17 protein-coding genes are annotated in these 25324 nt (G+C 54.1%); 14 read left to right on the top strand and 3 right to left on the bottom strand.

What is annotated here, in order from left to right; translation table 11 throughout:
• Positions 1–83: 83 nt before the first annotated feature.
• Positions 84–542 carry a methylglyoxal synthase gene (locus FGI04_RS03845; protein ID WP_012885637.1) on the top strand — a complete coding sequence of 153 codons (459 nt, stop codon included), beginning with the start codon at positions 84–86 and terminating at the stop codon, positions 540–542.
• 75 nt (positions 543–617) lie between these two features.
• Here FGI04_RS03845 and helD read toward each other — a convergent pair whose 3' ends face one another.
• Positions 618–2675, bottom strand: coding sequence for a DNA helicase IV (gene helD, locus FGI04_RS03840; protein ID WP_407336295.1), 2058 nt, complete (start codon positions 2673–2675; stop codon positions 618–620).
• Between the two features lie 167 nt (positions 2676–2842).
• Between helD and FGI04_RS03835 the strand changes: the two genes are divergently transcribed.
• Together FGI04_RS03835 and yccS are read left to right on the top strand one after the other, a co-directional pair.
• Positions 2843–3289: a YccF domain-containing protein gene (locus FGI04_RS03835; RefSeq protein WP_038925220.1), complete on the top strand. Its 447-nt coding sequence runs from the start codon at positions 2843–2845 to the stop codon at positions 3287–3289.
• Positions 3290–3298: 9 nt separating this feature from the next.
• Complete coding sequence (gene yccS, locus FGI04_RS03830; RefSeq protein ID WP_342700253.1) at positions 3299–5500, top strand: YccS family putative transporter; 2202 nt, start codon at positions 3299–3301, stop codon at positions 5498–5500.
• Here the strand turns inward: yccS and FGI04_RS03825 are convergent.
• The gene (locus tag FGI04_RS03825; protein WP_342700252.1) at positions 5497–6126 is read right to left on the bottom strand and encodes a TfoX/Sxy family DNA transformation protein; all 630 of its coding nucleotides are present in this window, start codon (positions 6124–6126) and stop codon (positions 5497–5499) included. The genes yccS and FGI04_RS03825 overlap by 4 nt on opposite strands.
• Positions 6127–6345: 219 nt before the next feature.
• Between FGI04_RS03825 and sulA the strand changes: the two genes are divergently transcribed.
• Both sulA and ompA read left to right on the top strand, forming a co-directional pair.
• On the top strand, positions 6346–6840 hold the full coding sequence (sulA, locus tag FGI04_RS03820; RefSeq protein ID WP_012885642.1) for an SOS-induced cell division inhibitor SulA: 495 nt from the start codon (positions 6346–6348) through the stop codon (positions 6838–6840).
• Positions 6841–7203: 363 nt separating this feature from the next.
• The gene (ompA, locus tag FGI04_RS03815; protein WP_342700250.1) at positions 7204–8268 is read left to right on the top strand and encodes a porin OmpA; all 1065 of its coding nucleotides are present in this window, start codon (positions 7204–7206) and stop codon (positions 8266–8268) included.
• A 691-nt stretch (positions 8269–8959) separates the two neighbouring features.
• Here ompA and FGI04_RS03810 read toward each other — a convergent pair.
• The gene (locus FGI04_RS03810; protein WP_407336294.1) at positions 8960–9922 is read right to left on the bottom strand and encodes an aldo/keto reductase; all 963 of its coding nucleotides are present in this window, start codon (positions 9920–9922) and stop codon (positions 8960–8962) included.
• 255 nt (positions 9923–10177) lie between these two features.
• Between FGI04_RS03810 and FGI04_RS03805 the strand changes: the two genes are divergently transcribed.
• The 9 genes from FGI04_RS03805 (at position 10178) to trhP (ending at position 25322) form a co-directional block, all read left to right on the top strand.
• Positions 10178–11359 carry a NupC/NupG family nucleoside CNT transporter gene (locus FGI04_RS03805; RefSeq protein WP_012885645.1) on the top strand — a complete coding sequence of 394 codons (1182 nt, stop codon included), beginning with the start codon at positions 10178–10180 and terminating at the stop codon, positions 11357–11359.
• Between the two features lie 210 nt (positions 11360–11569).
• On the top strand, positions 11570–12835 hold the full coding sequence (locus FGI04_RS03800; protein ID WP_407336293.1) for an MdtA/MuxA family multidrug efflux RND transporter periplasmic adaptor subunit: 1266 nt from the start codon (positions 11570–11572) through the stop codon (positions 12833–12835).
• Positions 12835–15975, top strand: a complete 3141-nt coding sequence (locus FGI04_RS03795; protein ID WP_407336292.1) for an MdtB/MuxB family multidrug efflux RND transporter permease subunit — start codon at positions 12835–12837, stop codon at positions 15973–15975. The genes FGI04_RS03800 and FGI04_RS03795 overlap by 1 nt, the downstream gene beginning before the upstream one ends.
• On the top strand, positions 15972–19061 hold the full coding sequence (gene mdtC / locus FGI04_RS03790; RefSeq protein WP_342700247.1) for a multidrug efflux RND transporter permease subunit MdtC: 3090 nt from the start codon (positions 15972–15974) through the stop codon (positions 19059–19061). The genes FGI04_RS03795 and mdtC overlap by 4 nt, the downstream gene beginning before the upstream one ends.
• 95 nt (positions 19062–19156) lie before the next feature.
• Positions 19157–20560 (top strand): MFS transporter, encoded by a 1404-nt coding sequence (locus FGI04_RS03785; RefSeq protein WP_342700246.1) that lies wholly within the window; start codon positions 19157–19159, stop codon positions 20558–20560.
• Between the two features lie 8 nt (positions 20561–20568).
• Positions 20569–21927 carry an envelope stress sensor histidine kinase BaeS gene (gene baeS, locus FGI04_RS03780; RefSeq protein ID WP_342700428.1) on the top strand — a complete coding sequence of 453 codons (1359 nt, stop codon included), beginning with the start codon at positions 20569–20571 and terminating at the stop codon, positions 21925–21927.
• A gap of 13 nt (positions 21928–21940) precedes the next feature.
• Positions 21941–22672: an envelope stress response regulator BaeR gene (gene baeR / locus FGI04_RS03775; protein ID WP_038905196.1), complete on the top strand. Its 732-nt coding sequence runs from the start codon at positions 21941–21943 to the stop codon at positions 22670–22672.
• 126 nt (positions 22673–22798) lie between these two features.
• Positions 22799–23761 carry a glutathione S-transferase family protein gene (locus FGI04_RS03770; RefSeq protein WP_407336291.1) on the top strand — a complete coding sequence of 321 codons (963 nt, stop codon included), beginning with the start codon at positions 22799–22801 and terminating at the stop codon, positions 23759–23761.
• A 184-nt stretch (positions 23762–23945) separates the two neighbouring features.
• The gene (gene trhP, locus FGI04_RS03765; RefSeq protein WP_016943321.1) at positions 23946–25322 is read left to right on the top strand and encodes a prephenate-dependent tRNA uridine(34) hydroxylase TrhP; all 1377 of its coding nucleotides are present in this window, start codon (positions 23946–23948) and stop codon (positions 25320–25322) included.
• Positions 25323–25324 lie beyond the last annotated feature (2 nt).

Genomic DNA, 25324 nt, shown 5'->3' with positions numbered 1-25324 from the left:
TCTGCCACTTTCCACTGAAACCGCGTTTCCGTAATCTGTGAAAACTATATTGCTCGAAATTATACTGTTCGAAGGATGCCGCCATGGAGTACACCACCCGCACAATCGAGGTGCATAAGCACATTGCACTGGTTGCGCACGATCACTGTAAAGAATCGCTGCTGGAATGGGTTACCGCTAACAAAACCCAACTGGCGGAACACCATTTGTATGCTACCGGCACAACAGGCAACCTGATCCAACTGCATACCGGCTTGCCGGTCAGAAGCATGCTGAGTGGGCCGATGGGCGGTGATCAGCAGGTAGGTGCGCTAATCTCCGAAGGCAAAATCGACATGCTGATTTTCTTCTGGGATCCGCTCAATGCCGTGCCGCATGACCCGGACGTGAAGGCGTTGCTGCGTCTGGCAACGGTATGGAATATCCCGGTGGCGACCAATCGCTCCACAGCCGATTTTCTGATTAATTCCGCGCTGTTCCGCCAGCAAGTCTCCGTCACCATCCCGGATTATCAGCGTTATCTTCAAGGACGCCTGAGATAAGCCTGTATTTTTTGCCATCACTGGCCGGTGATGACCGGCCGGTTTTTCCTGCAAGCGTCACGGATAAAATCAGGCTTAACCTGGTTTACGCGGCATAGGCACACCTAACTGGTGCAAATCGTCCACAAATATGGACGGCTCATCACGGCTGTACAACAACCATACCTGATGTTTCGCGCGGGTCAGCGCTACATAAAGCAACCGCCGCTCTTCTGCATCCGGGTACGGTTCCGGGCGAGGCAGTAATACGGCTTCCAGTACCGATTCACGCACGGGTGCAGGAAACCCATCACGCCCTTCGTGCAACCCCAGGACAATCACGTAATCCGCCTGTTGCCCTTTACTGGCATGAATGGTCATGAAATCAAGGTGTAAATTCGGCCAACGGGTCTGCGCCTTATCCAACACCTCTGGGCGTAAATGGTGATAGCGAGCCAGTATCAGAATACGCGCCTCTGGCGTCACATAACCGCTCATCTTGTCCAGCAACGCGTCCAGTTGCTCCTGTTCCAGCAGCACGACTGATTTTTTATCACCATCCCGCAGGCTGTTAAGCGTTTTTTTCAACTGTGCCGGGTTTTGTTGAATAAACCGATTAGCAATCTCACCAATGCGGTGGTTAAAGCGATAGGTGGTATCCAGAATACATTGTGCCCCTTCGCCAAAATGCTGCTCAAACGCCGTCGTCAGCGTCAGCTCAGCACCGCTAAAGCGGTAAATCGCCTGCCAGTCATCGCCCACCGCAAACAGACTGCTCTCTGGAGACTGGCGACGCAGCGCCTCCAGCAAGCGGGCGCGCTGGGGTGAAATATCCTGAAATTCATCCACCAGTATATGGTGCCACGGACTGACAAAACGGCCTTTATCCAGATAGTTAACAGCCTGATGAATCAAACCGGAGAAATCTACAGCGCCTTCGTCTTTCAGGGCTTTTTTCCAGGCTTTCAATAAAGGAGCCATTAACCGCAGCCATTGCTGGAATAGTGGACGCGTTTCATCATCGGCCAACGCTAACATTTCACTCTGTGTGCCGCCTTGCATCCGCATCAACCCCAGCCAGCGCTCCAGCCGCCCTGCCAGCCTCGATGCAAGCACGCTATCCTGCCAAAAATTTCCTTCCGGCAGCGTCCACTCCAGCTCCTCAGTCAGCCACTGCCGCCATCCTTTCGCCTGGGTCTTTTTTTCATCACACTGCTGTTGCCAATGTCGGCTCAAAAACTCCCGCCGGTATACCCCGTCGGTTTCCAGTCGACTGATTACCGGTACTTTGCGGCTGCACTGTTGAATAATGTGTAACGCCAGCGCATGAAAGGTCATCGCCCGCACATCGTCGGTATCTAGCCGTTCACGGATACGGCTATTCATTTCCTCTGCCGCCTGTCGGCCAAACGCCAGCAACAGAATCTGTTGTGGCGACGCCTCCCCCCGATGCAATAACCAGGCAGCACGCGCCACCAATACCGACGTTTTGCCACTACCCGCACCAGCCAGCACCAACACGGCATTTTCACCATTGACCACCGCCTGACACTGGCTGGGGTTTAATGGTGAGCTTTCCACCGTATCGAAAAACGCGCGCTGCGCAACCAGCGTTGTTTGCGTCCAGCGCTGGTTAGCCTGTTGACGCTTCGCTTCACCTTGCTCCAGCCAGCACAAGCACTGCTGGTAGTTATCCCGACACGCATCAAACTCATTCAAGCGCGCCAACGGCAACGGCAATGCAGCGAACCCGGCACGAATCTCTTGCTGGACGCGCATCAACGCCTGACGGCTAAACCACCCATCCCGGTGTTCCTGTTCTGAAATCTCGTCGACCAGTCGTTGCAACACCGCACTGGAGACGTCGCTCATTTCCTGGCTCCAGCTTTGCCAGGCTTTAAATAGATGACGATAAAACTGTTGGGTTTCTTGCCACTCAGTGCCGTGCAGACGCACAACTTTACTTTCCGGCAACTCGAACTCCAGCTCTCCCCAAATCAACCCTTTCTTACAGCGAATCGCCAGCAATTGATTGAATGGAATCAAATATTCATGCCGGTCGCCGCTGACATTGACACCGGCATTCAGTAATTGCACACGGTTGTAAGGATGCTGTGCCAGATGCTTACCTAACGCGGTCGATTTCAGTTCCATGATCCCAGTGCCATTTTCAGAAGACGTGTTCAACGTTATCGTTCACAAATTGTAGTGTAACCGCTATCCGACTCCGCACTCTAGCAACAAAAACGCGTTAGAATAACCCGGCGAATAATGTGATAATTCTTTTCTCATCAGAGAGTTTGACCGAGGGTATTCCTATCATGCGAGCCGTACTCAATATCCTGAATTTCGTGCTGGGCGGTTTTTTCACCACGCTCGCCTGGTTGCTGGCTACCGTCGTCAGCATAGTACTGGTGTTTACCCTGCCGCTTACTCGTTCATGCTGGGAAATCACCAAATTGTCGCTACTGCCATACGGCAATGAAGCCATTCACATTGACGAACTACGGCCGGAACAAAAAAATTCACTGCTGAATGCCAGCGGCACGCTGCTGAATGTGTTCTGGCTGGTCGTTTTCGGCTGGTGGCTATGCCTGTCACATATTGCCAGTGGTATTGCACAATGTGTGACGATCATCGGCATACCGGTTGGCATCGCCAATTTCAAAATTGCTGCCATCGCGCTTTGGCCGGTGGGACGCCGCGTTGTCTCAGTCGAAGAAGCGCAAGCGGCAAGGGAAGCCAACGCCCGTCGGCGTTACCAGTAATCAGGGTGGATGATCATCGTGCAACAGAACGTCACAACCAGTCTGCGGCGGGTTATCTATAACAGTAGTTGGCTGTATAACCTGCGGATTCTGATAGCACTCAGCGGTGTGGCGATTGTGCCCTGGTGGCTTGGGGTATCGACCAGTACCATCCCGCTGACACTGGGCGTCGTGGCCGCGGCGTTGACTGACCTTGATGACCGTTTGTCCGGCCGTCTGTTCAATCTGATCATTACACTCGCCTGTTTTCTGGTCGCTTCCGTATCGATAGAACTGCTCTATCCACATCCCTGGTTATTCGCCATTGGACTGGCTGGCTCAACCTGGAGCTTTATCCTGCTAGGGTCGTTGGGGCAGCGCTATGCCACTATTGCCTTTGGCGCACTGCTGATCGCCATCTACACCATGCTGGGTATATCACTGTACAGCGACTGGTATCAGCAGCCGTTTTTACTGTTGCTGGGGGCACTGTGGTATAACCTGCTGACGCTGCTCGGTCATCTGCTGTTTCCCATTCGCCCGTTGCAGGACAACCTGGCCCAATGCTACCAGCAGTTGGCTCACTATCTGGAAATCAAATCCAATCTGTTTGACCCCGACCTTGATGACAGTGACCAGCCGCTGATTGATGTTGCCATGGCTAATGGTCAGTTGGTTGATACGCTCAATCGCGCCAAAGCGTCGTTACTCACCCGGTTGCGCGGCGATCGCGGTCAACGCGGTACCCGACGCACACTGCATTACTATTTTGTCGCGCAAGATATTCATGAGCGGGCCAGTTCAGTACACATCCAATATGAACAACTGCGGCATATGCTGCGCTACAGTGATGTGCCTTTCCGGTTTCAGCGCCTGCTGTTTATGTTATCCCGCGCCTGCCAGCAAGTATCACAGTCCATTTTATTACGGCAGAAATACCAGCACGATCATCGAATCGAGCGGGCCTTTTCCCACCTCCACGCCGCTATCGACAGGCTGGCTGCTCAAGGGGTGGAAACGTTATACATCAAAGCGCTACGTCATCTCCTCAATAACCTGCAAGCGATTGACGCCCAGCTCATCAATATTCAGTCCGAACAAACGCTTGAACGCCACAATCATCGCCTGTCGGCAGAAAGTCGGCTATCGGATGATAAAATTACTGGCTGGAGCGATATCCGCTTGCGCATCAGCCGCCATCTCACACCACAATCGTCACTGTTTCGTCACGCGGTGCGTATGTCGCTGGTGCTGTGTGTCGGCTATGCGATTATTCAGTTTACCGGTTTGCACCACGGTTACTGGATCCTGCTGACCAGTCTGTTTGTCTGCCAGCCTAACTATAATGCCACTCGCCGACGCCTGGCGTTGCGTATCCTCGGAACGCTGGGTGGGGTGTTGATTGGGGTGCCGCTGCTGTACATCGTGCCGTCACTGGAAGGGCAACTGGCGCTGATTGTTATCAGTGGGGTACTGTTCTTCGCGTTTCGCACGGTGCAATACGCTCAGGCCACGCTGTTTATCACCTTGCTGGTGCTGATGTGTTTCAATCTCCTGGGGGAAGGCTTGGAAGTCGCTATCCCCAGAGTCGTCGACACGTTGCTGGGTTGTGGTATTGCCTGGGCAGCGGTCAGTTTTATCTGGCCAGACTGGCGATTCCGCGGCCTGCCTGCGGTGATCAATAAAGCGATGGATATGAATTGCCGCTATCTCGATGCCATTATGGTGCAATACCATCAAGGCAAAGATAATGGACTGCCTTACCGAATCGCCCGGCGTGACGCCCACAATAGTGATGCGGAGCTGGCCTCGGTGGTGTCCAATATGTCGGCTGAGCCGCATGCCCGGACGGGACTGGAAAACGCCTTCCGGCTGATGTGCCTCAACCATACATTGCTGGGATATATCTCCACACTGGGAGCGCATCGGGAACATATTCAGTCGACTGAAACATTGCAATTGCTGAACGACGCTGTTTGTTACGTCGATGATGCGCTTCATCAGGACAATCGTGACCAGACTGCGTTGGATAAAGAACTGGAAGCACTGAAACACCGCATCCATAGTTTGTCGCCAGAGCAGGACAGTCAGGAACAGCTGGTATTACAACAGATTAACCTGATAATCGGCCTGCTGCCGGAACTGACGCAACTGAAAAACCAGATGATTGCTGAAGAAAATCGACCACAGGAACCGATGCATCGGAATCGACAACAGACCTCTGCCCATTAATTCAGTCTGGGCGGTCTCAACGAACGAGGACTGGCCTTCTCGAACCATTCAAGCAATTCGCTGCGTATGCCTTGCGGCAGCGCAGCCTGATGCACACCACAAATCGCACCAGCCAATGCCAGCAGCACATTAACACTCAAATTCTGACTGATGGTACGCAGTTTAAGGTAGCTGGTTTTTGCGCCAAGTCGGTGTAGCTCATCGATGTTTCTAATGCCTACCTTCCAGAGTAACCGCTCCAGATCATGATTGATATTTGGCAGGTCTTTTAGCCTGATACAACGCTTTCTGGCTGCTTTATCCTGGCGCGCACCCTGCAAAGATAATCGCGCCAGCTCCAGCAGTGCCGACTCATCCTGCCAGAGCGCCTCCGCAACCAAATAATAATTGAGCGGTACCGGCAAACCACGTTTGGTATAGATGAGTTTTGGCGCTTGCTCTTCGAGAAAAAACGCTTCGTTATGACGAGCCGCCCGCAAATAGAGTTCTCCGCCGGATACCAACGCGAAAATCACCCCATCCGCTGCAATGCTGTAGCCGCCGAACTGTGAGCGAGAGAAAATAGTTCCCAATGAGGAAAACACGGTTTTCGCCTGTAAAATCCTTTTTTCACATAGCTTTTTCATTACTTATTCCTTGTATTGAATGTTTTTCCCTGTTCACCAAAGACATCCGTAACGGGAACAATTAATTAAACACAGCAAAACCCGGTCTTCAAATACAAAACATGTCATACCGGCAATAACATGACGATTATGCGAAGCGCTTTCAGAAATTCCGGTTGATCTTTACCCACACAAAAGATACTGTACACCCATACAGTATAACTGTGAGGTAAAGAAACTATGCGTACTCAAACCATCCGTTCTCGTCATGTCTGCAATACGTCACGCCTGGGTCATAACGCGATGCCTCAAACCGCTTCCAGCGGCTTCATCAGCGAGATCGTCTATGGTGACGACCATCCCATGCTGACGCCATTACTGCTGCCTTTGTTGCAGCAATTGGGTACGCAATCACGCTGGCTACTTTGGCTTTCCCCACAGCAAAAACTTAGCCGCCTGTGGCTACAACAGACAGGATTACCATTGGAAAAGATGATCGAACTTCATCGCCTCAATCCGGTATCGACTGTTGATGCGATGGAGAAGGCGTTAATGACGGGTAATTACAGCGTCGTTCTGTGCTGGCTGCCAGACGAACTGAATAATGAACAAAAAATGCGGTTGCAAAGAGCGGCACAGCACGGAAATACCTATGGATTTATCATGCGTCCAGAGGGAGAAACAATCACAAGACCCTTTTCTACACTAAAAATTCACTCAAGATTGTATCATTGAATGAATATTAGGATTTTTCTTACAGGGATGTCGCCGGTTATCCGTAGTCCGCGGAAACACAGCGCCGAGCGTGTTATTGCGACGTACTAATATTAAAAGACATCAAGGTAATCTGACAAAATCGTCCATTATTTGTTAGTAATTATGTATGAACGACTGATTTTTTCATGGTGTCTGTCACATCATACTTGTAACTTTCTCACCACGTTGTAGACTTTAGCTCGCTGGAGTTGCCCTTCCATAATGCCAGTTCACTGGCAGCACGTAATTAGACCAAGGGCAATATCTCCGAGAAAGGATTTTAACCAAAGGCTAATTAGCTTACAGAGTTGATTGCCGATTTGGATGATAATGAGGCGTAAAATGAAAAAAACAGCTATCGCGATTGCAGTGGCACTGGCTGGCTTTGCTACCGTAGCACAAGCCGCACCGAACGATAACACCTGGTACGCAGGTGGTAAACTGGGCTGGTCCCAGTACCATGATACCAACCTGACCGGCAATGGTTACGACGCAACCAACGCGGCGCAGAGCCAGCTGGGTGCAGGCGCATTCGGTGGCTATCAGGCTAACCAGTATCTGGGTTTTGAAATGGGCTATGACTGGCTGGGCCGTATGAAATATAACGGTGGCAACCAGGGTAGTTTCAAAGCTCAGGGTATTCAGCTGGCCGCTAAACTGAGCTATCCGATCGTTGACGATCTGGATATCTACACTCGTCTGGGTGGTTTTGTATGGCGTGCTGACAGCCATGACAACTCAGGTCGTAACGATAACGACACTGGCGTTTCTCCGCTGGCTGCTGTGGGTGTTGAATACGCAATCACCAAAAACTGGGCAACTCGTCTGGATTACCAGTGGGTGAACAACATCGGTGACGCTGCTACCGTTGGTGGTCGTCCTGACAATGGTCTGCTGAGCGTGGGTGTTTCTTACCGTTTCGGTCAGGAAACTGCTGCTCCGGCTCCAGTTATTGCTCCGGCTCCAGCTCCGACCCCGGCTCCGGCTCCGGTTGTTCAGACCAAACGCTTCACCCTGAAGTCTGACGTTCTGTTCAACTTCAACAAAGCGACTCTGAAACCGGAAGGTCAGCGTTCTCTGGACCAGCTGTACACTCAGCTGAGCACCTTGGATCCGAAAGACGGTTCCGTAGTGGTTCTGGGCTTCACCGACCGTCTGGGTTCCGACCAGTACAACCAGACTCTGTCTGCTAAACGCGCACAGACTGTTGTTGATTACCTGGTTCACAAAGGCATCCCGTCTAACAAGATCTCCGCTCGTGGTATGGGTAAAGCCAACCCGGTTACCGGTTCTACCTGTGCTAACGTGAAAGCACGTGCAGCACTGATCGACTGTCTGGCTCCGGATCGTCGCGTAGAGATCGAAGTGAAAGGCATCAAAGACGTAGTGACTCAGCCTCAGGCTTAATTGCCACTGAGCATGCGTTAGCGGAAAAGGCGGTAACCCCTATAGATATTCTATAGATTTACGTTACCGCGTTCCCTGCCAGAAAAACAGCCTCTGCTTACGCGAGGCTGTTTTTTATTGGTGCCATTCAGTATTTTTCATTCCCGCTGATGACCTCTCCCAGATGATTTGGGGTAGACCTGTTTTCATAAGTGCACGTGTTTTCATGGCTATACCCAAAATAATTCGAGTTGCATGACAACACGCTCGCGTGTTGAACAACGCCATGCCGTTGGCCCTTTAGGGCAATGCTCGCAGAGCCTTGCTGGCTCTTGCCATCTGAGGGTGAAACGCACAGGTGAATGGTTCAGACTGGTCTCATAACTGATATCACTGTGATGATAAATATCATGGACTCAATAGCAGATCATGCTTAATTAAAATACAAACTGGAGTAGCAGTAGTCATATATTTCTATTCCTCATCAATTCACAGAAAAAATTGCATTTACTACGAGCCAAGCCATCAAATTGCTTTTCATTAGCGTTCTTTCATCGTAGGGGAAATATAAAAAAGAGGTGACATAACCTCGGTAAAGCAGACTACAAATAAAGCTAACCTTACGGTAAATAATATGGTTCACAAGCATGATGGTGGCGATCTGGCTTGCCACCAGATCGCCCATGGCTATGCGGTGAAACCATGTCCGGCTTCAGGCACTGGCGCTATTGAGTTGTTCAATCTCATGAGGCGTGAGCGCCAGTCGGGTGGCACTGGCCAGTTCCGCAACCTGCTCTACCGAAGTCGCACTCACTATCGGTGACGTCACACTGGGACGCGCTATCAACCACGCCAGCGCAACCTGAGCAGGTGTGGTGTGATGAGCCTCCGCAACCTGATCCAATGCATTCAAAATCGCCAGACCGCGCGGATTTAGATAATGTTCAATCACGCCCTGGCCACGGGCACTTTTTACCGCATCGGCGGCCGAGCGGTATTTGCCCGACAAAAAGCCGCTCGCCAGCGAGTAATAACCAATCACCCCTAACCCATTCGCCTGTACTACCGGTTCAAGCGTGGTCTCATAATGCTGACGATCATACAGGTTGTATTCCGGTTGCAGCGTTTCATAACGCGCCAAATGGTTATCTCTGCTCACTTGTAGCGCTTGTGCCAGACGCTCACCGTCATAGTTGGAAGCACCGATAGCACGCACCTTGCCCTCGCGAATCAACGCATCGAAGGCCGACAAGGTTTCCTCCAGCGGGGTGTGCTTATCATCTTCATGCGACTGATAGAGGTCGATATAGTCTGTTTGCAGGCGTCGCAGTGAATCTTCCACCGCCCGGCGGATATAAGCCGCCGATAATCCGTGCCGATCACCGCCCATATTCTTGCCGACTTTGGTGGCAATAATGACACGATCGCGGTTTCCACGCAGTTTCAGCCAGTTACCGATTATGCTTTCCGATTCACCGCCTTTATTACCGGGAGCCCAGACAGAATACACATCGGCGGTATCAATAAAGTAGAGCCCCTGATCAAGCAAGGCATCCAGTACCCGAAATGAGGTTGGCTCATCAATAGTCCAGCCAAATACGTTGCCGCCAAAAGTCAGTAACGGCACCCGAATTCCCGATTGTCCCAACTCACGTAACGCATCAGACGCAGGCATTGTCATCTCCTTGTGCTTACCTTTTCCCTACAACCAACATGCTGGCAGGGAACTTTCATCACAGCATTTTTCGGTCCGGCATGATGAAATATTGAGATATCTACCAGACAGAAGCGAATGCTATGAGACCCACGCTTTAGTTTAGGTTATTTTCCGCGATATAATTTCGGTTTTGCGTCTTACGTCGCATTTTAGGCGCAATCGTTACATAAAATGACGACCAAAAATCGGCCCCTATCATAATTTGGAGCAAACATGTCCAACATTCTGCAATTTATCCTGGCCCTGATCGTTGTCGCCGGCCTGTCACTGCTGGTGTGCCGCGATCGCAAAAGCATTCGCGTCAGGTATATTGTTCAACTTTTAGTCATTGAAATTCTACTCGCCTATTTTTTCCTCTACTCCAGTGCAGGGTTGGGTTTTGTGAAAGGGTTTGCGAGCTTGTTTGACAAACTGCTCGGCTTCGCAGGTGAAGGTACCACCTTCGTCTTTGGCAATATCGGTAACAACAGCTTTGTGTTCTTCCTCAAAGTGCTGTGCCCGATCGTGTTTATCTCCGCACTGATCGGCATTTTGCAGCACATCAGAGTACTGCCGTTCATTATCCGACTGATCGGTACCGTTCTGTCCAAAGTCAATGGCATGGGCAAACTGGAGTCGTTCAACGCGGTTAGCTCACTGATTCTTGGTCAGTCTGAAAACTTCATCGCTTACAAAGACATTCTGGGGCAGATGTCTGAAAAACGTATGTACACCATGGCAGCAACTGCGATGTCGACAGTATCCATGTCAATCGTCGGTGCCTACATGTCGATGTTGGACGCAAAATACGTGGTCGCGGCACTGGTGCTCAACATGTTCAGCACCTTTATCGTGTTGTCGCTCATCAACCCTTACGACACCAGTGAAGAAAAAGAACTGCACCTGAGCAATCTGCATGAAGGCCAGAGCTTTTTTGAAATGTTGGGTGAATACATTCTGGCCGGTTTCAAGGTGGCGGTTATCGTCGCCGCGATGCTAATCGGTTTCATCGCGCTGATCGCCGGTATCAACGCACTGTTCAGCGCGGTGTTTGGCCTGAGCTTCCAGGAAATTCTGGGTTATGTGTTCTACCCGTTAGCCTGGGTGATGGGCATTCCGAAAGCCGAAGCGCTGCAGGTAGGCAGTATCATGGCCACCAAACTGGTATCCAACGAATTCGTCGCCATGATGGAATTGCAGAAAGTAGCCGGTCAATTGTCGCCACGCAGCGTAGGTATTCTGTCTGTCTTCCTGGTGTCTTTTGCCAACTTCTCATCGATTGGTATCGTTGCAGGGGCTATCAAAGGGCTGAACGAAGCACAAGGCAACACGGTTTCCCGCTTCGGCCTGAAACTGGTTTATGGTTCTACTCTGGTCAGCCTGCTTTCTGCAGCTATCGCCGGGCTGGTGCTGTAACGCGTTTGTCCTGATAGTGACACCGTGCTGACATACTCAGCACCGTTCCCCGGCGTTAATGACGCCGGGGATCTTTTTCTACAAACCCTGACATATCTTCCACATTTCCTCCATTTTTGTCCTCCGTTAGCTGTTTACACTAGTATTATTATATTCAGTGTTTCATGGGCTTATCTTAGCCTGTGCTGATTGGAGGTTCCGTCCATAACTATGAACGCCGCACGCTTATTTCGTTTTTTGATACTGCTTGTTGTCATTGCCGCGGCGTTTTTCGCCTGGCGTTATTTCCGCCCCTCACAATCAGATTATGCCAACGAGGCAACAACCGCACAGCACGCGTCACCTCAGGGACAAGGACAAAACCGTAGCGGCAGCGGACGGCGGGGCTCTACCGCACCACCGCCGGTACAGGCCGCACTTTCCTCATCCTCCTCGGTACCCTATTACCTCTCTGGTTTGGGGACGGTCACCGCCGCCAATACCGTCACCGTCCACAGCCGCGTCAGCGGCCAGTTGATGGCTATCCACTTTCAGGAAGGACAGCAAGTTAAGGAAGGCGAGTTACTGGCAGAGATAGACCCGCGTCCGTTTCAGGTAGCACTGATACAAGCACAAGGGCAGTTGGCCAAAGATCAGGCGCTTCTGGTCAATGCCCGCCAGGACTTAGTCCGTTACCAGCAGTTATCCAAAACCAATTTGGTGTCCGGCCAGCAACTGGATACGCAGGAATCGCTGGTGCGCCAATACGAAGCGACGGTGAAATCTGATCAGGGCGCTGTCGCCAGTGCACAATTGCAATTGGATTACAGCCGTATCACCGCACCGTTCAGCGGCCGCGTCGGCCTGCGTCAGATTGATATCGGCAACTACGTGACCAGTACCGACAACCTGTTGGTATTAACGCAAACCCATCCGATCGATGTGATATTCACCGTGCCGGAAAGCGATATCGCCACCGTACTGAAAGCACAGAAATCCGGTCAACCGGTACCGGTGGAAGCCTGGGATCGGGGCAGTCAGCGCATTCTCTCTCAGGGGCGGCTGCTGAGCATGGATAACCAGATAGACGCCACCACCGGCACTATCAAACTGAAAGCCCGCTTCGATAACACCGATGATGCGCTATTCCCTAATCAGTTCGTCAACATCAAGATGAAAGTCGATACCCTGCAAAATGTGGTGATCGCCCCTTCAGCCGCGATTCAGATGGGTAACGAAGGGCACTTCATTTGGGTATTGAACGACAAAGATCAGGTGAGCAAGCACATCATCACCACGGGGATTCAATACGGCCAGCAAACGGTGGTTTCCAACGGGCTGAATGCAGGCGAGCGAGTGGTGACCGACGGGATCGACCGCCTGACCGAAGGCGCTCGCGTTGAAGTGCTGGCACCAGCAGCCGCAGACAGCAAATCTACTGCTGGTGCCGAGAAGCCCCAGCATGAAAAATCTCAGCATAAAGCGGAGAAATCCTGATGCAGGAAACGACGCCGTTACAGGATGCCACGCTAAATACAGGTGGTGGGCCGTCGCGCCTGTTTATTCTCCGGCCGATAGCCACCACCCTGTTGATGATCGCTATTCTGCTGGCCGGGATTGTAGGCTATCGAGCGTTACCGGTTTCCGCGCTACCGGAAGTGGACTACCCGACGATTCAGGTCGTGACGCTTTACCCTGGTGCCAGCCCGGATGTGATGACCTCAGCCGTCACCGCACCGCTGGAGCATCAGTTTGGCAGCATGTCCGGCCTCAAGCAGATGTCGAGCCAAAGCTCCGGCGGCTCATCAGTGATCACATTGCAGTTCCAGTTGTCGTTATCGCTGGATGTGGCAGAACAGGATGTTCAGGCCGCGATTAACGCTGCCACCAACCTGCTGCCTACCGATCTGCCTTTTCCCCCCACCTACAGCAAGGTGAACCCGGCAGACCCGCCGATCATGACGCTGGCGGTAACCTCCACTGCCTTGCCGCTGACGCAGGTGCAGGACATGATTGAAACGCGCATCGCGCAGAAAATCTCGCAGGTGGAAGGCGTCGGGCTGGTGACACTAGCGGGTGGGCAGCGACCATCGGTGCGCATTAAGCTCAATCCTGGTGCGCTGGCCTCCTATGGCCTGAGCAGCGAAAGCGTGCGTACGGCCATTACCGCCGCTAACGTCAACACCCCAAAAGGCAGCTTTGACGGCCCGGCGCGTTCGGTCACGCTCTCCGCCAATGACCAGATGCGTTCACTCGATGACTATCGCCAGTTGATCATCTCCTGGAAAAATGATGCACCGGTACGGTTGCAGGATGTCGCTACGGTGGAACAGGCGGCGGAAAATACCCGCCTGGCCGCCTGGGCTAATCAACATCAGGCTATTGTGCTCAATATTCAGCGTCAGCCCGGCGCGAACGTGATAGCCACCGCTGACCATATCCGCAGTCTGCTGCCGTCGCTGAAAGCCAGCCTGCCAAAATCGGTGGATGTCGCCCTGCTTACTGACCGCACGACCACTATCCGAGCCTCGGTCGATGATGTGCAGTTCGAACTGATTCTGGCTATCGCGCTGGTGGTGATGGTGATTTACCTGTTCCTGCGCAACGCCGTCGCGACGCTGATTCCCAGTATCGCCGTACCGTTATCGCTGGTGGGTACGTTTGCCGCCATGTATTTTCTCGGTTTTTCTGTCAACAACCTGACGTTGATGGCACTCACCATCGCCACCGGTTTCGTGGTTGACGATGCCATCGTTGTTATCGAGAACATCGCCCGTTATATCGAGCAAGGCGAAAAACCGTTACAGGCCGCGTTGAAAGGCGCGGGGGAAATCGGCTTTACCATCATCTCGCTGACGTTCTCGCTGATTGCTGTTTTGATCCCGTTGCTGTTCATGGGGGATATCATCGGCCGCCTGTTCCGTGAGTTCGCGGTGACACTGGCGGTGTCGATCCTTATCTCTGCGGTGGTGTCGTTGACGCTCACACCGATGATGTGCGCCCGCTTGTTAAGCCACCACTCATTGAGCCAACAAAACCGCTTTACCCGTGCCAGCGAGCGCTTTTTTGACACCGTGATCGCCTGGTATGGCCGTGGATTAACACGTGTTTTGAGTCATCCGTGGATTACCCTTGGCGTCGCGCTGAGTACGCTGGTGCTCACGGTCTTGCTGTATATCGTCATCCCCAAAGGCTTTTTCCCGATACAGGATAACGGCATTATTCAAGGTACGGTGCAGGCGTCACAGACTATCTCCTTCTCCGGTATGGTGGACAAGCAGCAGCAGGCTACCACGCTTATCATGCAGGATCCGGCGGTGGAAAGCGTGACCTCGTTTATCGGCGTGGATGGCACTAACCCATCGCTTAACAGCGGCAGGTTACAGATCAACCTCAAACCGCTGGATGAACGCAGTGACCGTATCCAGGCCGTGATTGCACGGCTACAGCAACGCACATCGGCACTGCCGGGCGTCCAGCTCTATCTGCAGCCGGTACAGGACCTGACCATCGATACACAAGTCAGCCGTACCCAATATCAGTTCACCCTGCAAACCATGTCGCTGGATGAACTCAGCACCTGGGTACCAAAACTGATCGCCGAGCTACAGAAGCTGCCGCAATTGCAGGATGTCAGCAGTGACTGGCAGGATGGCGGTGCTGTCGCCTACGTGAAGGTTAACCGGGATAGTGCCAGCCGCCTTGGCATCACCATGTCCCAGGTGGACAGCGCCCTGTACAACGCATTTGGCCAGCGACTGATCTCCACTATCTATACGCAATCCAACCAGTATCGCGTGGTGCTCGAGCAGCATCAGGACCACAACAACGGGCTGGGGTCGTTGGATGATATCCGGCTTATCAACACCAGCGGCGGCGTGGTACCGCTCAGCAGTATTGCGACCGTGGAAGAGCGCAAGGGGCCGTTATCCATCAACCATATCGATCAGTTCCCTTCAACGACCATTTCCTTTAACGTCGCGCCGGGCTACGCGTTGGGTGATGCGGTAAAAGTCATTCAGCAAACGCAGCAAAACATGCAGTTACCCAGCGACATCATCACCCGCTTCCAGGGCAGTACGCTGGCATTCCAGTCAGCGCTAACCAGCACTATCTGGCTAGTGGTGGCAGCGGTGGTGGCGATGTATATCGTATTGGGTGTGCTGTATGAAAGTTTTATCCACCCGGTCACTATCCTGTCTACGCTACCGACCGCAGGCGTTGGCGCGTTACTGGCACTCATGGCCGCTGGCAGCGATCTGAACATCATTGCCATCATCGGTATCATTTTGCTGATCGGTATCGTGAAGAAGAACGCCATCATGATGATCGACTTTGCGCTGGCTGCCGAACGTGAACAAAGGATGACGCCCTATCAGGCGATTTATCAGGCCTGTCTGCTGCGTTTTCGCCCCATTCTGATGACCACCATGGCGGCGCTACTCAGCGCCATTCCGCTGATGTTCAGTACCGGCGTCGGTGCGGAACTGCGCCGCCCGTTGGGGATTTGTATGGTGGGTGGTCTGGTGATGAGCCAGGTGCTGACGCTGTTTACGACACCCGTTATCTACCTGCTGTTTGATCGTCTGGCACATCGCCTGCGCCGCCGCCAGCCGCAGGAAGGGGAAGCACAGTGAAGTTCTTCGCGCTGTTTATCCATCGGCCGGTCGCCACCACATTGCTGGCGCTGGCGATAGCGCTGTGCGGGCTGCTCGGCTATCAGTTGCTGCCGGTGTCACCGTTGCCACAGGTGGACTACCCGGTGATTTCGGTCACCGCCACCATGCCCGGCGCATCACCGGAAACCATGGCGTCGTCGGTGGCGACGCCGTTAGAGCGCTCGCTGGGCCGTATTGCCGGTGTCAATGAAATGACCTCGATGAGTTCGCTGGGTAACACCCGCATCATCCTGCAGTTTGCGTTGGATAGAGACATTAACGGCGCGGCCCGTGATGTACAAGCGGCGATCAACGCTGCCCAGAGCCTGCTGCCGAGCAATATGCCAAGCCGCCCCTATTACCGTAAGGTCAACCCGTCTGACGCGCCGATCATGATCATCACGCTGACGTCGGACACCTACGGTCCGGGCCAGCTGTACGACTATGCCTCGACCCAGGTGGCCCAGCGCGTTTCACAAATTGATGGGGTTGGCGATGTCACCATCGGCGGTAGCTCGTTACCTGCAGTCCGGGTAGAACTTAATCCACAAGCGCTGTTCAATCAAGGCGTGTCGCTGGATACCGTTCGCCAGTCTATCGCCCAGGCCAACGTGCGCCAGCCGCTTGGTAGTGTGGACAGTGGCAGCACTCACTACCAGATTCAAACCAATGACGAACTGAAAACCGCCAACGTTTACCGATCGCTCATCATCCACTACAACAATGGCGCGCCAGTGCGTCTGAGCGATGTGGCGACGGTAAAAGACTCGGTGCAGAACGTCCTCAACGCCGGGATGACCAACGCTAAACCGGCGGTGTTGGTGTTAATTCGCCGCGCGCCGGATGCCAACATCATCTCCACCGTTGATGCAATCCGCGCCGCCATGCCTGAATTGCAAGCCATGTTGCCCGCCTCAATCAACCTGAATATCGCGCAGGACCGCTCGCCCACTATTCGTGCCTCACTGCGTGACGTGGAGCGATCGCTGACTATCGCGGTATCGCTGGTGATTCTGGTGGTGTTCCTGTTCCTGCGCTCTGGTCGCGCTACGCTTATCCCGGCCATCGCGGTACCAGTATCGTTGATTGGCACGTTCTCCGCCATGTACCTGTGCGGCTTTAGTCTGAACAACCTGTCGCTGATGGCCTTGACCGTGGCTACCGGTTTTGTAGTGGATGACGCCATCGTGGTGCTGGAAAACATTTCCCGCCATGTTGAGGCCGGTATGAAGCCGTTGCAAGCCGCGCTGCAAGGGGTACGGGAAGTCGGCTTTACCGTCGTTTCGATGAGCTTCTCACTGATCGCGGTATTTATACCGCTGTTGTTCATGGATGGCCTGCCCGGGCGTCTGTTCCGCGAGTTCTCGGTGACACTATCGGTAGCAATACTGATTTCATTACTGGTCTCCATCACCTTAACGCCGATGATGTGCGCCCGATTGCTGCGCCCCCACACCGCGCGCAGCCAGCCGCGTGCGCGTGGTTTCAACCGCCTGCTGCTCGGCTTGCAGCAAGGTTATGGTCGCAGTTTACGCTGGGTGCTGAACCACTCACGTTGGGTCATGATGGTGCTGTTGGGGACGATTGGTCTGAGCGTCTGGCTTTATATCAGCATCCCCAAAACCTTCTTCCCGGAGCAGGATACCGGGCGGCTGATGGGGTTCATTCAGGCCGACCAGAGCATCTCCTTCCAGGCGATGAAACGCAAATTACAGGATTTCATGACCATCGTGCGCGCCGACCCGGCGGTGGATAACGTCACCGGTTTCACAGGTGGGATGCGGACCAACAGCGGCTCGATGTTCATCAGCCTGAAACCGCTCGCCCAGCGTGACGTCAACGCGCAACAGGTCATCACTCGGCTACGCGCCAAACTGGCAAAAGAGCCCGGTGCCAACCTGTATCTGATGGCGGTGCAGGACGTGCGTATTGGTGGTCGTGAAGCGAATGCGGGCTATCAGTTCTCGCTGTTATCGGATGACCTGGCGGTGCTGAGAAGCTGGGAGCCCAAGATCCGTGATGCGCTGAGCAAGTTGCCACAACTGGCGGATGTCAGTTCTGACCAGCAGGACAAAGGGGCGGAGCTGAGGCTGGTCTATGATCGTGATGCCATGGCAAGGCTGGGCATCAATGTTTCCAGCGCCAACACGCTACTGAACGACGCCTTTGGGCAGCGCCAGATCTCCACCATTTACCAGCCGATGAACCAGTATAAAGTCGTCATGGAGGTTGACCCGGCCTATACCCAGGATCCTGCCTCGCTGGAGAAAATGTTCATCATCAACAACGACGGCAAGCCGATACCGTTGTCGTTCTTTGCTCACTGGCAACCGGCTAACGCACCGCTGGCGGTTAACCATCAGGGGTTATCGGCGGCGGCGACCATCTCGTTCAACCTGCCGGAAGGGGCCAGCTTGTCAGAGGCAACCACCGCGATTGAACGCACCATGACCTCACTGGGTGTACCACCCACTATTCGAGGTCAGTTCGCCGGTACCGCACTGGCGTTCCAGCAGTCGCAGCATTCGCAGGTTGTGCTGATTATTGCGGCGATCGTGACGGTCTACATCGTGTTGGGGATTCTGTATGAGAATGTCGCCCACCCGCTGACCATTCTCTCTACCCTGCCCTCCGCCGGGGTCGGCGCGTTACTGGCGCTGGAGTTGTTCAATAAGCCGTTCAGTCTGATTGCACTCATTGGCATTCTGCTGTTGATAGGCATCGTGAAGAAAAACGCCATCATGATGGTGGACTTTGCGCTGGTGGCGCAACGGGAAGGGAAACTCTCAGCGCATGAGGCGATTTTCCGCGCCTGTATGCTGCGTTTTCGCCCGATCATGATGACCACCATGGCGGCGTTGTTCGGCGCATTGCCGTTGGTGCTCAGTAGCGGTGACGGCTCAGAGCTGCGTCAGCCGCTGGGTATCACTATCGTTGGTGGGCTGGTGATGAGCCAGTTACTGACACTGTATACCACGCCGGTGGTGTACCTGTTCTTTGACAGCCTGCGCTGGCGCCGTCGTGAACGCACTGACGCCGCTACGCATACTGAACCGTCGGCATGATGCCACTTCAGTCGCCATTGCCGTATCTGTAATCGTCGCCGGGGTTCTCCCCGGCGCCTGCAAGGGACAGGATATTCCCGGGAGTAATACCACGCATGACCCATCAGCCCGCTTCCGTTCGCTGGCAATTGTGGATTGTAGCCTTCGGCTTTTTTATGCAAGCGCTGGATACCACCATCGTCAACACAGCCTTGCCTTCTATGGCGGTCAGCCTGAATGAAAGCCCGCTACGGATGCATGCCGTGATCGTCGCCTATGTTTTGACAGTCGCGATGCTGCTGCCTGCCAGCGGCTGGCTGGCAGACCGGATTGGCGTTCGCAATATTTTCTTCTCCGCCATTATGTTGTTTAGCCTCGGCTCACTGCTTTGCGCCCGCTCCACCACCCTCAACGAGTTACTGTTTTCCCGCGTGATTCAGGGTATCGGCGGTGCCATGATGGTGCCGATTGGACGCCTGACGGTGATGAAGCTGGTGCCACGCGATCAATATATGGCGGCGATGACCTTCGTTACCCTGCCAGGACAAATAGGCCCGCTGATGGGGCCAACACTCGGCGGTTTTCTCGTCCAGTACGCCAGCTGGCACTGGATTTTCCTGATCAACATTCCGGTAGGTCTGGTTGGTGCTTTCGCCACCTGGTGGCTGATGCCTAATTTCACCATGCCACCGCGCCGCTTTGACCTGCTCGGCTTTGTTTGTCTGGTGATCGCAATGGGCACCCTGACACTGGCGCTAGACGGCCAGAAAAGCCTGGGGTTGTCCGCCTTAGCGTTGAGCGCACTGGTGCTGACCGGCTTTCTGGCGCTGCTGGGGTACTGGTGGCACGCCAGAGACAACGAGCAATCGCTGTTCAACCTGCGTTTATTTGATACCCGCAGCTTTAGCATCGGCCTCTTCGGCGGCTGGCTGGCGCGTATCGGCAGCGGCATGTTGCCGTTTATGACGCCGGTATTTTTACAAATTGGCCTGGGTTACACACCGTTTCACGCCGGGATGATGATGATCCCGCTGGTGCTGGGCAACATGGGCATGAAACGGATCGTAGTGCTGATAGTTAACCGGTTCGGCTACCGTGTAGTGCTGATCGCCTCGACCTTGACGCTGGCGCTGGCTACGCTGCTGTTCGCGCTGGTCGCACTGATGAACTGGCACTGGATGACGCCGGTAGTGCTGCTGTTGGTCGGTATGGTCAACGGCATCCGCTTTTCCACCATGAATACCCTGACGCTCAAAGATCTGCCGGACGACCTGGCCAGCGGCGGCAACAGCCTGCTGTCGATGTCGATGCAGCTCTCCACCAGTATGGGGGTGACTATCGCTGGTCTGCTGCTCGGCATTTTCGCCAATCAGCATCTGGTGAGTGGTACGCCGCAAACCCATACCGTCTTCCTTTATACCTATCTGTGCATGGTGGCGGTGATGGCATTCCCGGCGCTGATTTTCAACCGGGTGCCGCCCGATACCGTTCAGCAGGCGACGCTGACGCGTCCCTCATGAGGTGAATGATGAGATTCGGCATTACCGCCAGACTGTTTCTGGCCATTTTTTCCACCTGTATGCTGGTGCTGATCATCATGCACTTCGGTGTCCGACTCAGCTTTGAGAAAGGGTTTATCGACTACATCCGCCGTGGTAATGAACAACGGGTGGTACAGATTCGTGGCTGGCTGGAAGATCAGTACCAGCAGTACGGCAATTGGGATTTTCTGCACAACAATGAACGCGGTATTTTCCCGATGCTGCGCGCGATGGAGCAGAATAACGACGAGGCCATGCAGGCCTGGCGTACCCGATTTTGGGTCACGGATGAGAACCGTCGTCGCCTGATAGGCCCACCGATCCCGATGCCCGCGGGCAGCACCTGGCAGCCGTTAATGTCGAAAAAGCGTATCGTTGGCTGGCTGGTCGCCGCCCCGGTAGAAGGGCTGACCCGTAGTGCCGACATCAATTTCGATCGCCAGCAACAACGCACCAGTTGGCTGATCGTCGCGTTTACCACGCTGTTGGCAGCCGTGGTGACCTGGATGATGTCTCGCGGATTGCTGTCGCCAGTCAAACGGCTGGTCAATGGCATTCACCAACTGGCCGGCGGCGATTTCAGTACCCGGGTTACCGCCAGTGGGCGCGACGAGCTGGACAGGCTGGCGCAAGATTTTAACCAGTTGGCCTCGGCGCTGGAGAAAAACGAGCAGTCACGCCGGGCGTTTATGGCCGATATTTCCCATGAATTACGCACACCACTGGCGGTGTTGCGTGGTGAACTGGAAGCCTTACAGGATGGCGTTCGGCGGCCCGATACCGCGGCGTTTGGCTCATTGCAGGCCGAAGTTGCACTGCTGACCAAGCTGGTCGACGATCTTCACCAATTGTCGTTATCCGACCTGGGCGCGCTGGCTTACCGTAAATCGGCCATTAACGTCAGCATGCTGCTTCAGGTGTCGGTGGCAGCGTTCAGAGAGCGCTTTCAACACAAAGGTATTCAACTGACCACTCACTTTCATCCCGAAGCGGTGGTGTTTGGCGACCCGGACCGCCTGAACCAGTTGTTCAACAACCTGATGGAAAATAGCCTGCGTTACACGGACGATGGCGGGCAACTGGAAGTCGAAACCGAACTCCGTCCGCAGCGGCTGATTATTCACTGGCGCGACAGTGCCCCCGGTATCAGCGACGAACAACTGGCGTTGATCTTCGAGCGTTTCTACCGTGCGGAAAGTTCACGCAACCGTGCCAGCGGTGGCTCCGGGCTGGGGTTGGCCATTTGCGCCAATATCGTTGAGGCGCACGATGGACGCCTGTATGCTGAGCATTCAGCGCTCGGCGGCGTACAAATCACTGTCGAGCTTCCGTTGCACCTATCCTGATACAGGAACCGACATGACCGCATCCTCTTCTGCAACGGTGGGTGATGAAAACCTGCCAGTGCTGATCGTTGAAGATGAGCCCAAACTGGCCCAGTTACTGGTGGATTACCTGCAGGCATCAGGTTACCGCACCCACTGGCTGACACAGGGAGAAGACGTCGAACCCTGGGTGCGTGAACACCCCTGCCAGCTTATTCTGTTAGACCTGATGCTACCGGGCCGCGACGGCCTGACACTCTGCCGTGCCATTCGCGGTTTTTCCAATGTGCCGATCATTATGGTGACCGCGCGTACCGAAGAAATTGACCGGCTGCTGGGGCTGGAAATCGGTGCCGACGATTATATCTGTAAGCCCTACAGCCCGCGTGAAGTGGTCGCCCGGGTGAAAACCCTGTTGCGCCGCTGTCGCTGGCAACATGAACCGTTACCGAATGATGTCTTACCCGCATTGCTGATTGACCAGAATCGTTATCAGGCCAGTTACCTCGGGCGTCATCTGGAACTGACGCCCGCCGAATTCCGACTGCTGAAAACCCTCTCTGCCGAACCGGGACGTGTTTTTTCACGCGAACAGTTACTCGATCACCTGTACGACGATTACCGGGTGGTAACTGACCGTACCATCGACAGCCATATCAAGAATCTGCGCCGTAAGCTGGAAATGTTTGACCGGGAAACCTCGTTCATTCGCACGGTTTATGGCATTGGTTACCGCTGGGAAGCCGCCGCCAGTCAGGAAATATAGACGCCTTCGCCCACCGGCGGTACGCAGTCAAAGAAACTGTCTGACTCGGTTAAAAATTTGCAATTTTCTATTGGCTCGTGGCTGCTAGCATAATCACATACAAAAATGATGATAATGAGGGTAAGCATGTCGGGATTAGTCAATGGCAAGTGGGTCGATAGCGATGTAGCGGCCGAAGAAATCAAAGGTGGGGCTTTCCATCGCCAGGAAACCCGATTCCGTGCCACCGAGCTGGTACCGGAGGCGGGACGATATCAGTTATTTGTCTCGTATCTTTGCCCGTGGGCCTCCCGCACGACGATTTACCGTAACCTGAAAGATCTCGGCAATGTGATTACCTTGTCGGTTGCAGACCCTTGTATTGGCGAGCAGGGTTGGGAGTTTAGTACTCCGCAGGATGCTGGCGAACAGGTCGCGCCGGTGCGCTACCTGCACCAGCTTTACACCGCCAGTGACGCGCATTACACCGGGAAAGTCTCGGTTCCCGTACTGTGGGACCGCAAAGAAGGCCGTATCGTCAATAACGAGTCGTCGGAAATCATCCGCCTGCTTAACCATGACTTTAACGATTTGACCGGTAACCGTCTCGATTTTTACCCAACGGATCTGCGGGCGGAAATCGACCACTGGAACAGCCTGATTTACGACAACATCAATAACGGCGTGTATAAGACTGGCTTTGCTAAAACACAAGCACACTACGATCAGGCGGTAACGAGCCTGTTTGCAGCACTGGATACTGTGGAAGCGCACCTGGCGCATCACCGCTATCTGGTGGGCGACACCCTGACCGAAGCGGACTGGCGGCTGTTTGTGACGCTGGTGCGTTTTGATGCGGCTTACCACGGTGCCTTCAAGTGCAACATCCGTCGGCTGGAGGATTACCCGCACCTTTCAGGCTATCTGCGCGAGCTGTATCAATGGCCGGGCGTCAAAGACACCGTCAGGCTGGACGACATCAAAGCCGGTTACTACAGCATTCGCTGGCTCAACCCGACCGGTATTATTGCAAAAGGGCCGCACGTGGACTTCGAACGCCCGCACCAGCGTGAGTTGATTGGCCCCTCAGCCGGTATTCGCTCCCTCTAATCTTCATTCACGGCCAGGAAACGCTGGCCGTGAAGCATCATGCCCATCAGTAGAGCAACAGCTCAATAGACGCACTTTCTGTAAGCCGACTACTGATTTTTCCCGCCGTTGGCGTTAGAATCTGCCGCCTTTACTGTTCCCGCCCGGGAACAGCCTGACCTGTGATCAGACTTGAGAAACCACCATGTTTAAACCGGAATTACTCTCTCCGGCCGGTACGCTGAAAAATATGCGTTACGCCTTTGCTTATGGCGCTGATGCAATTTATGCCGGCCAGCCTCGCTACAGCCTGCGTGTGCGCAATAACGAATTCAACCACCAGACGCTGGCGCAAGCCATCAATGAAGCCCATGCGCTGGGTAAGAAGTTTTATGTGGTGGTTAACATTGCGCCACATAACGCCAAACTGAAAACCTTCTTGCGTGACCTGCAACCGGTGGTCGACATGAACCCGGATGCGTTGATCATGTCTGATCCAGGGTTGATCATGCTGGTACGGGAAAATTTCCCCCAGATGCCGATTCATCTGTCGGTACAGGCCAACGCGGTCAACTGGGCGACGGTGAAGTTCTGGCAGCAGATGGGGTTGAGCCGGGTGATTTTGTCACGCGAACTGTCGCTGGAAGAGATTGAGGAAATCCGCCACCAGGTGCCGGAGATGGAGCTGGAAGTGTTCGTTCACGGCGCACTCTGTATGGCCTATTCCGGCCGCTGCCTGCTGTCTGGCTACATCAATAAGCGCGACCCGAATCAGGGCACCTGTACCAATGCCTGCCGCTGGGAATACAACGTGCAGGAAGGTAAAGAAGACGCGGTGGGCAACATCGTACATATCCACGAGCCGATTGCGGTCACCCAGATAGACAGCGCTCAGCCGCAACCCACGCTAGGCATCGGTGCACCGACCGATAAAGTCTTCATGCTGGAAGAAAAACAGCGACCGGGCGAATACATGAGCGCGTTTGAAGACGAGCACGGCACCTACATCATGAACTCACGCGACCTGCGCGCCATTCAGCACGTAGAACGCCTGACCAACATGCAAGTCGCCTCGCTGAAAATCGAAGGCCGCACCAAGTCGTTCTATTACTGTGCCCGTACCGCACAGGTGTACCGCCGCGCTATCGACGATGCTGTCGCCGGTAAGCCGTTTGACCCAACGTTGCTGCAAACGCTGGAAGGCCTCGCGCACCGTGGTTACACCGAAGGCTTCCTGCGCCGCCACGTTCATGAGGATTACCAGAATTACGACTACGGTTACTCGGTATCTGACCAGCAGCAGTTTGTCGGGGAGTTCACCGGCGAGCGACGCGACGGTCTGGCGGAAGTGGCGGTCAAGAACAAATTCTCTCGTGGCGACAGCGTAGAGATGATGACGCCGGGCGGCAACGTCCAGTTCACTATTGATACCCTGCTCAATAAAAAAGGTCAGGCTGTCGAGGTGGCACCGGGTGACGGCCACACCGTGTATCTGCCAGTGCCGGACGATATCGACCTGGAATACGCGTTACTGCTGCGCAACCTGTCGGGGACAACCACCCGTAACCCGCATGCAAAATAGCA

Source organism: Dickeya ananatis, assembly GCF_019464615.1.
GTDB classification, from domain to species: domain Bacteria; phylum Pseudomonadota; class Gammaproteobacteria; order Enterobacterales; family Enterobacteriaceae; genus Dickeya; species Dickeya oryzae.
This window is presented reverse-complemented; position numbering and strand designations above follow the sequence as displayed.

What these genes read in the sequence shown, in the direction of transcription:
- FGI04_RS03825 (WP_342700252.1), bottom strand. Translation starts at nt 6,126, where the DNA reads ATGAAAAAGCTATGTGAAAAAAGGATTTTACAGGCGAAAACCGTGTTT.
- sulA (WP_012885642.1), top strand. Translation starts at nt 6,346, where the DNA reads ATGCGTACTCAAACCATCCGTTCTCGTCATGTCTGCAATACGTCACGC.
- FGI04_RS03795 (WP_407336292.1), top strand. Translation starts at nt 12,835, where the DNA reads ATGCAGGAAACGACGCCGTTACAGGATGCCACGCTAAATACAGGTGGT.
- FGI04_RS03770 (WP_407336291.1), top strand. Translation starts at nt 22,799, where the DNA reads ATGTCGGGATTAGTCAATGGCAAGTGGGTCGATAGCGATGTAGCGGCC.
- baeR (WP_038905196.1), top strand. Translation starts at nt 21,941, where the DNA reads ATGACCGCATCCTCTTCTGCAACGGTGGGTGATGAAAACCTGCCAGTG.
- FGI04_RS03835 (WP_038925220.1), top strand. Translation starts at nt 2,843, where the DNA reads ATGCGAGCCGTACTCAATATCCTGAATTTCGTGCTGGGCGGTTTTTTC.
- FGI04_RS03785 (WP_342700246.1), top strand. Translation starts at nt 19,157, where the DNA reads ATGACCCATCAGCCCGCTTCCGTTCGCTGGCAATTGTGGATTGTAGCC.
- trhP (WP_016943321.1), top strand. Translation starts at nt 23,946, where the DNA reads ATGTTTAAACCGGAATTACTCTCTCCGGCCGGTACGCTGAAAAATATG.
- yccS (WP_342700253.1), top strand. Translation starts at nt 3,299, where the DNA reads ATGATCATCGTGCAACAGAACGTCACAACCAGTCTGCGGCGGGTTATC.
- FGI04_RS03805 (WP_012885645.1), top strand. Translation starts at nt 10,178, where the DNA reads ATGTCCAACATTCTGCAATTTATCCTGGCCCTGATCGTTGTCGCCGGC.
- baeS (WP_342700428.1), top strand. Translation starts at nt 20,569, where the DNA reads ATGAGATTCGGCATTACCGCCAGACTGTTTCTGGCCATTTTTTCCACC.
- FGI04_RS03845 (WP_012885637.1), top strand. Translation starts at nt 84, where the DNA reads ATGGAGTACACCACCCGCACAATCGAGGTGCATAAGCACATTGCACTG.
- helD (WP_407336295.1), bottom strand. Translation starts at nt 2,675, where the DNA reads ATGGAACTGAAATCGACCGCGTTAGGTAAGCATCTGGCACAGCATCCT.
- ompA (WP_342700250.1), top strand. Translation starts at nt 7,204, where the DNA reads ATGAAAAAAACAGCTATCGCGATTGCAGTGGCACTGGCTGGCTTTGCT.
- FGI04_RS03810 (WP_407336294.1), bottom strand. Translation starts at nt 9,922, where the DNA reads ATGCCTGCGTCTGATGCGTTACGTGAGTTGGGACAATCGGGAATTCGG.
- FGI04_RS03800 (WP_407336293.1), top strand. Translation starts at nt 11,570, where the DNA reads ATGAACGCCGCACGCTTATTTCGTTTTTTGATACTGCTTGTTGTCATT.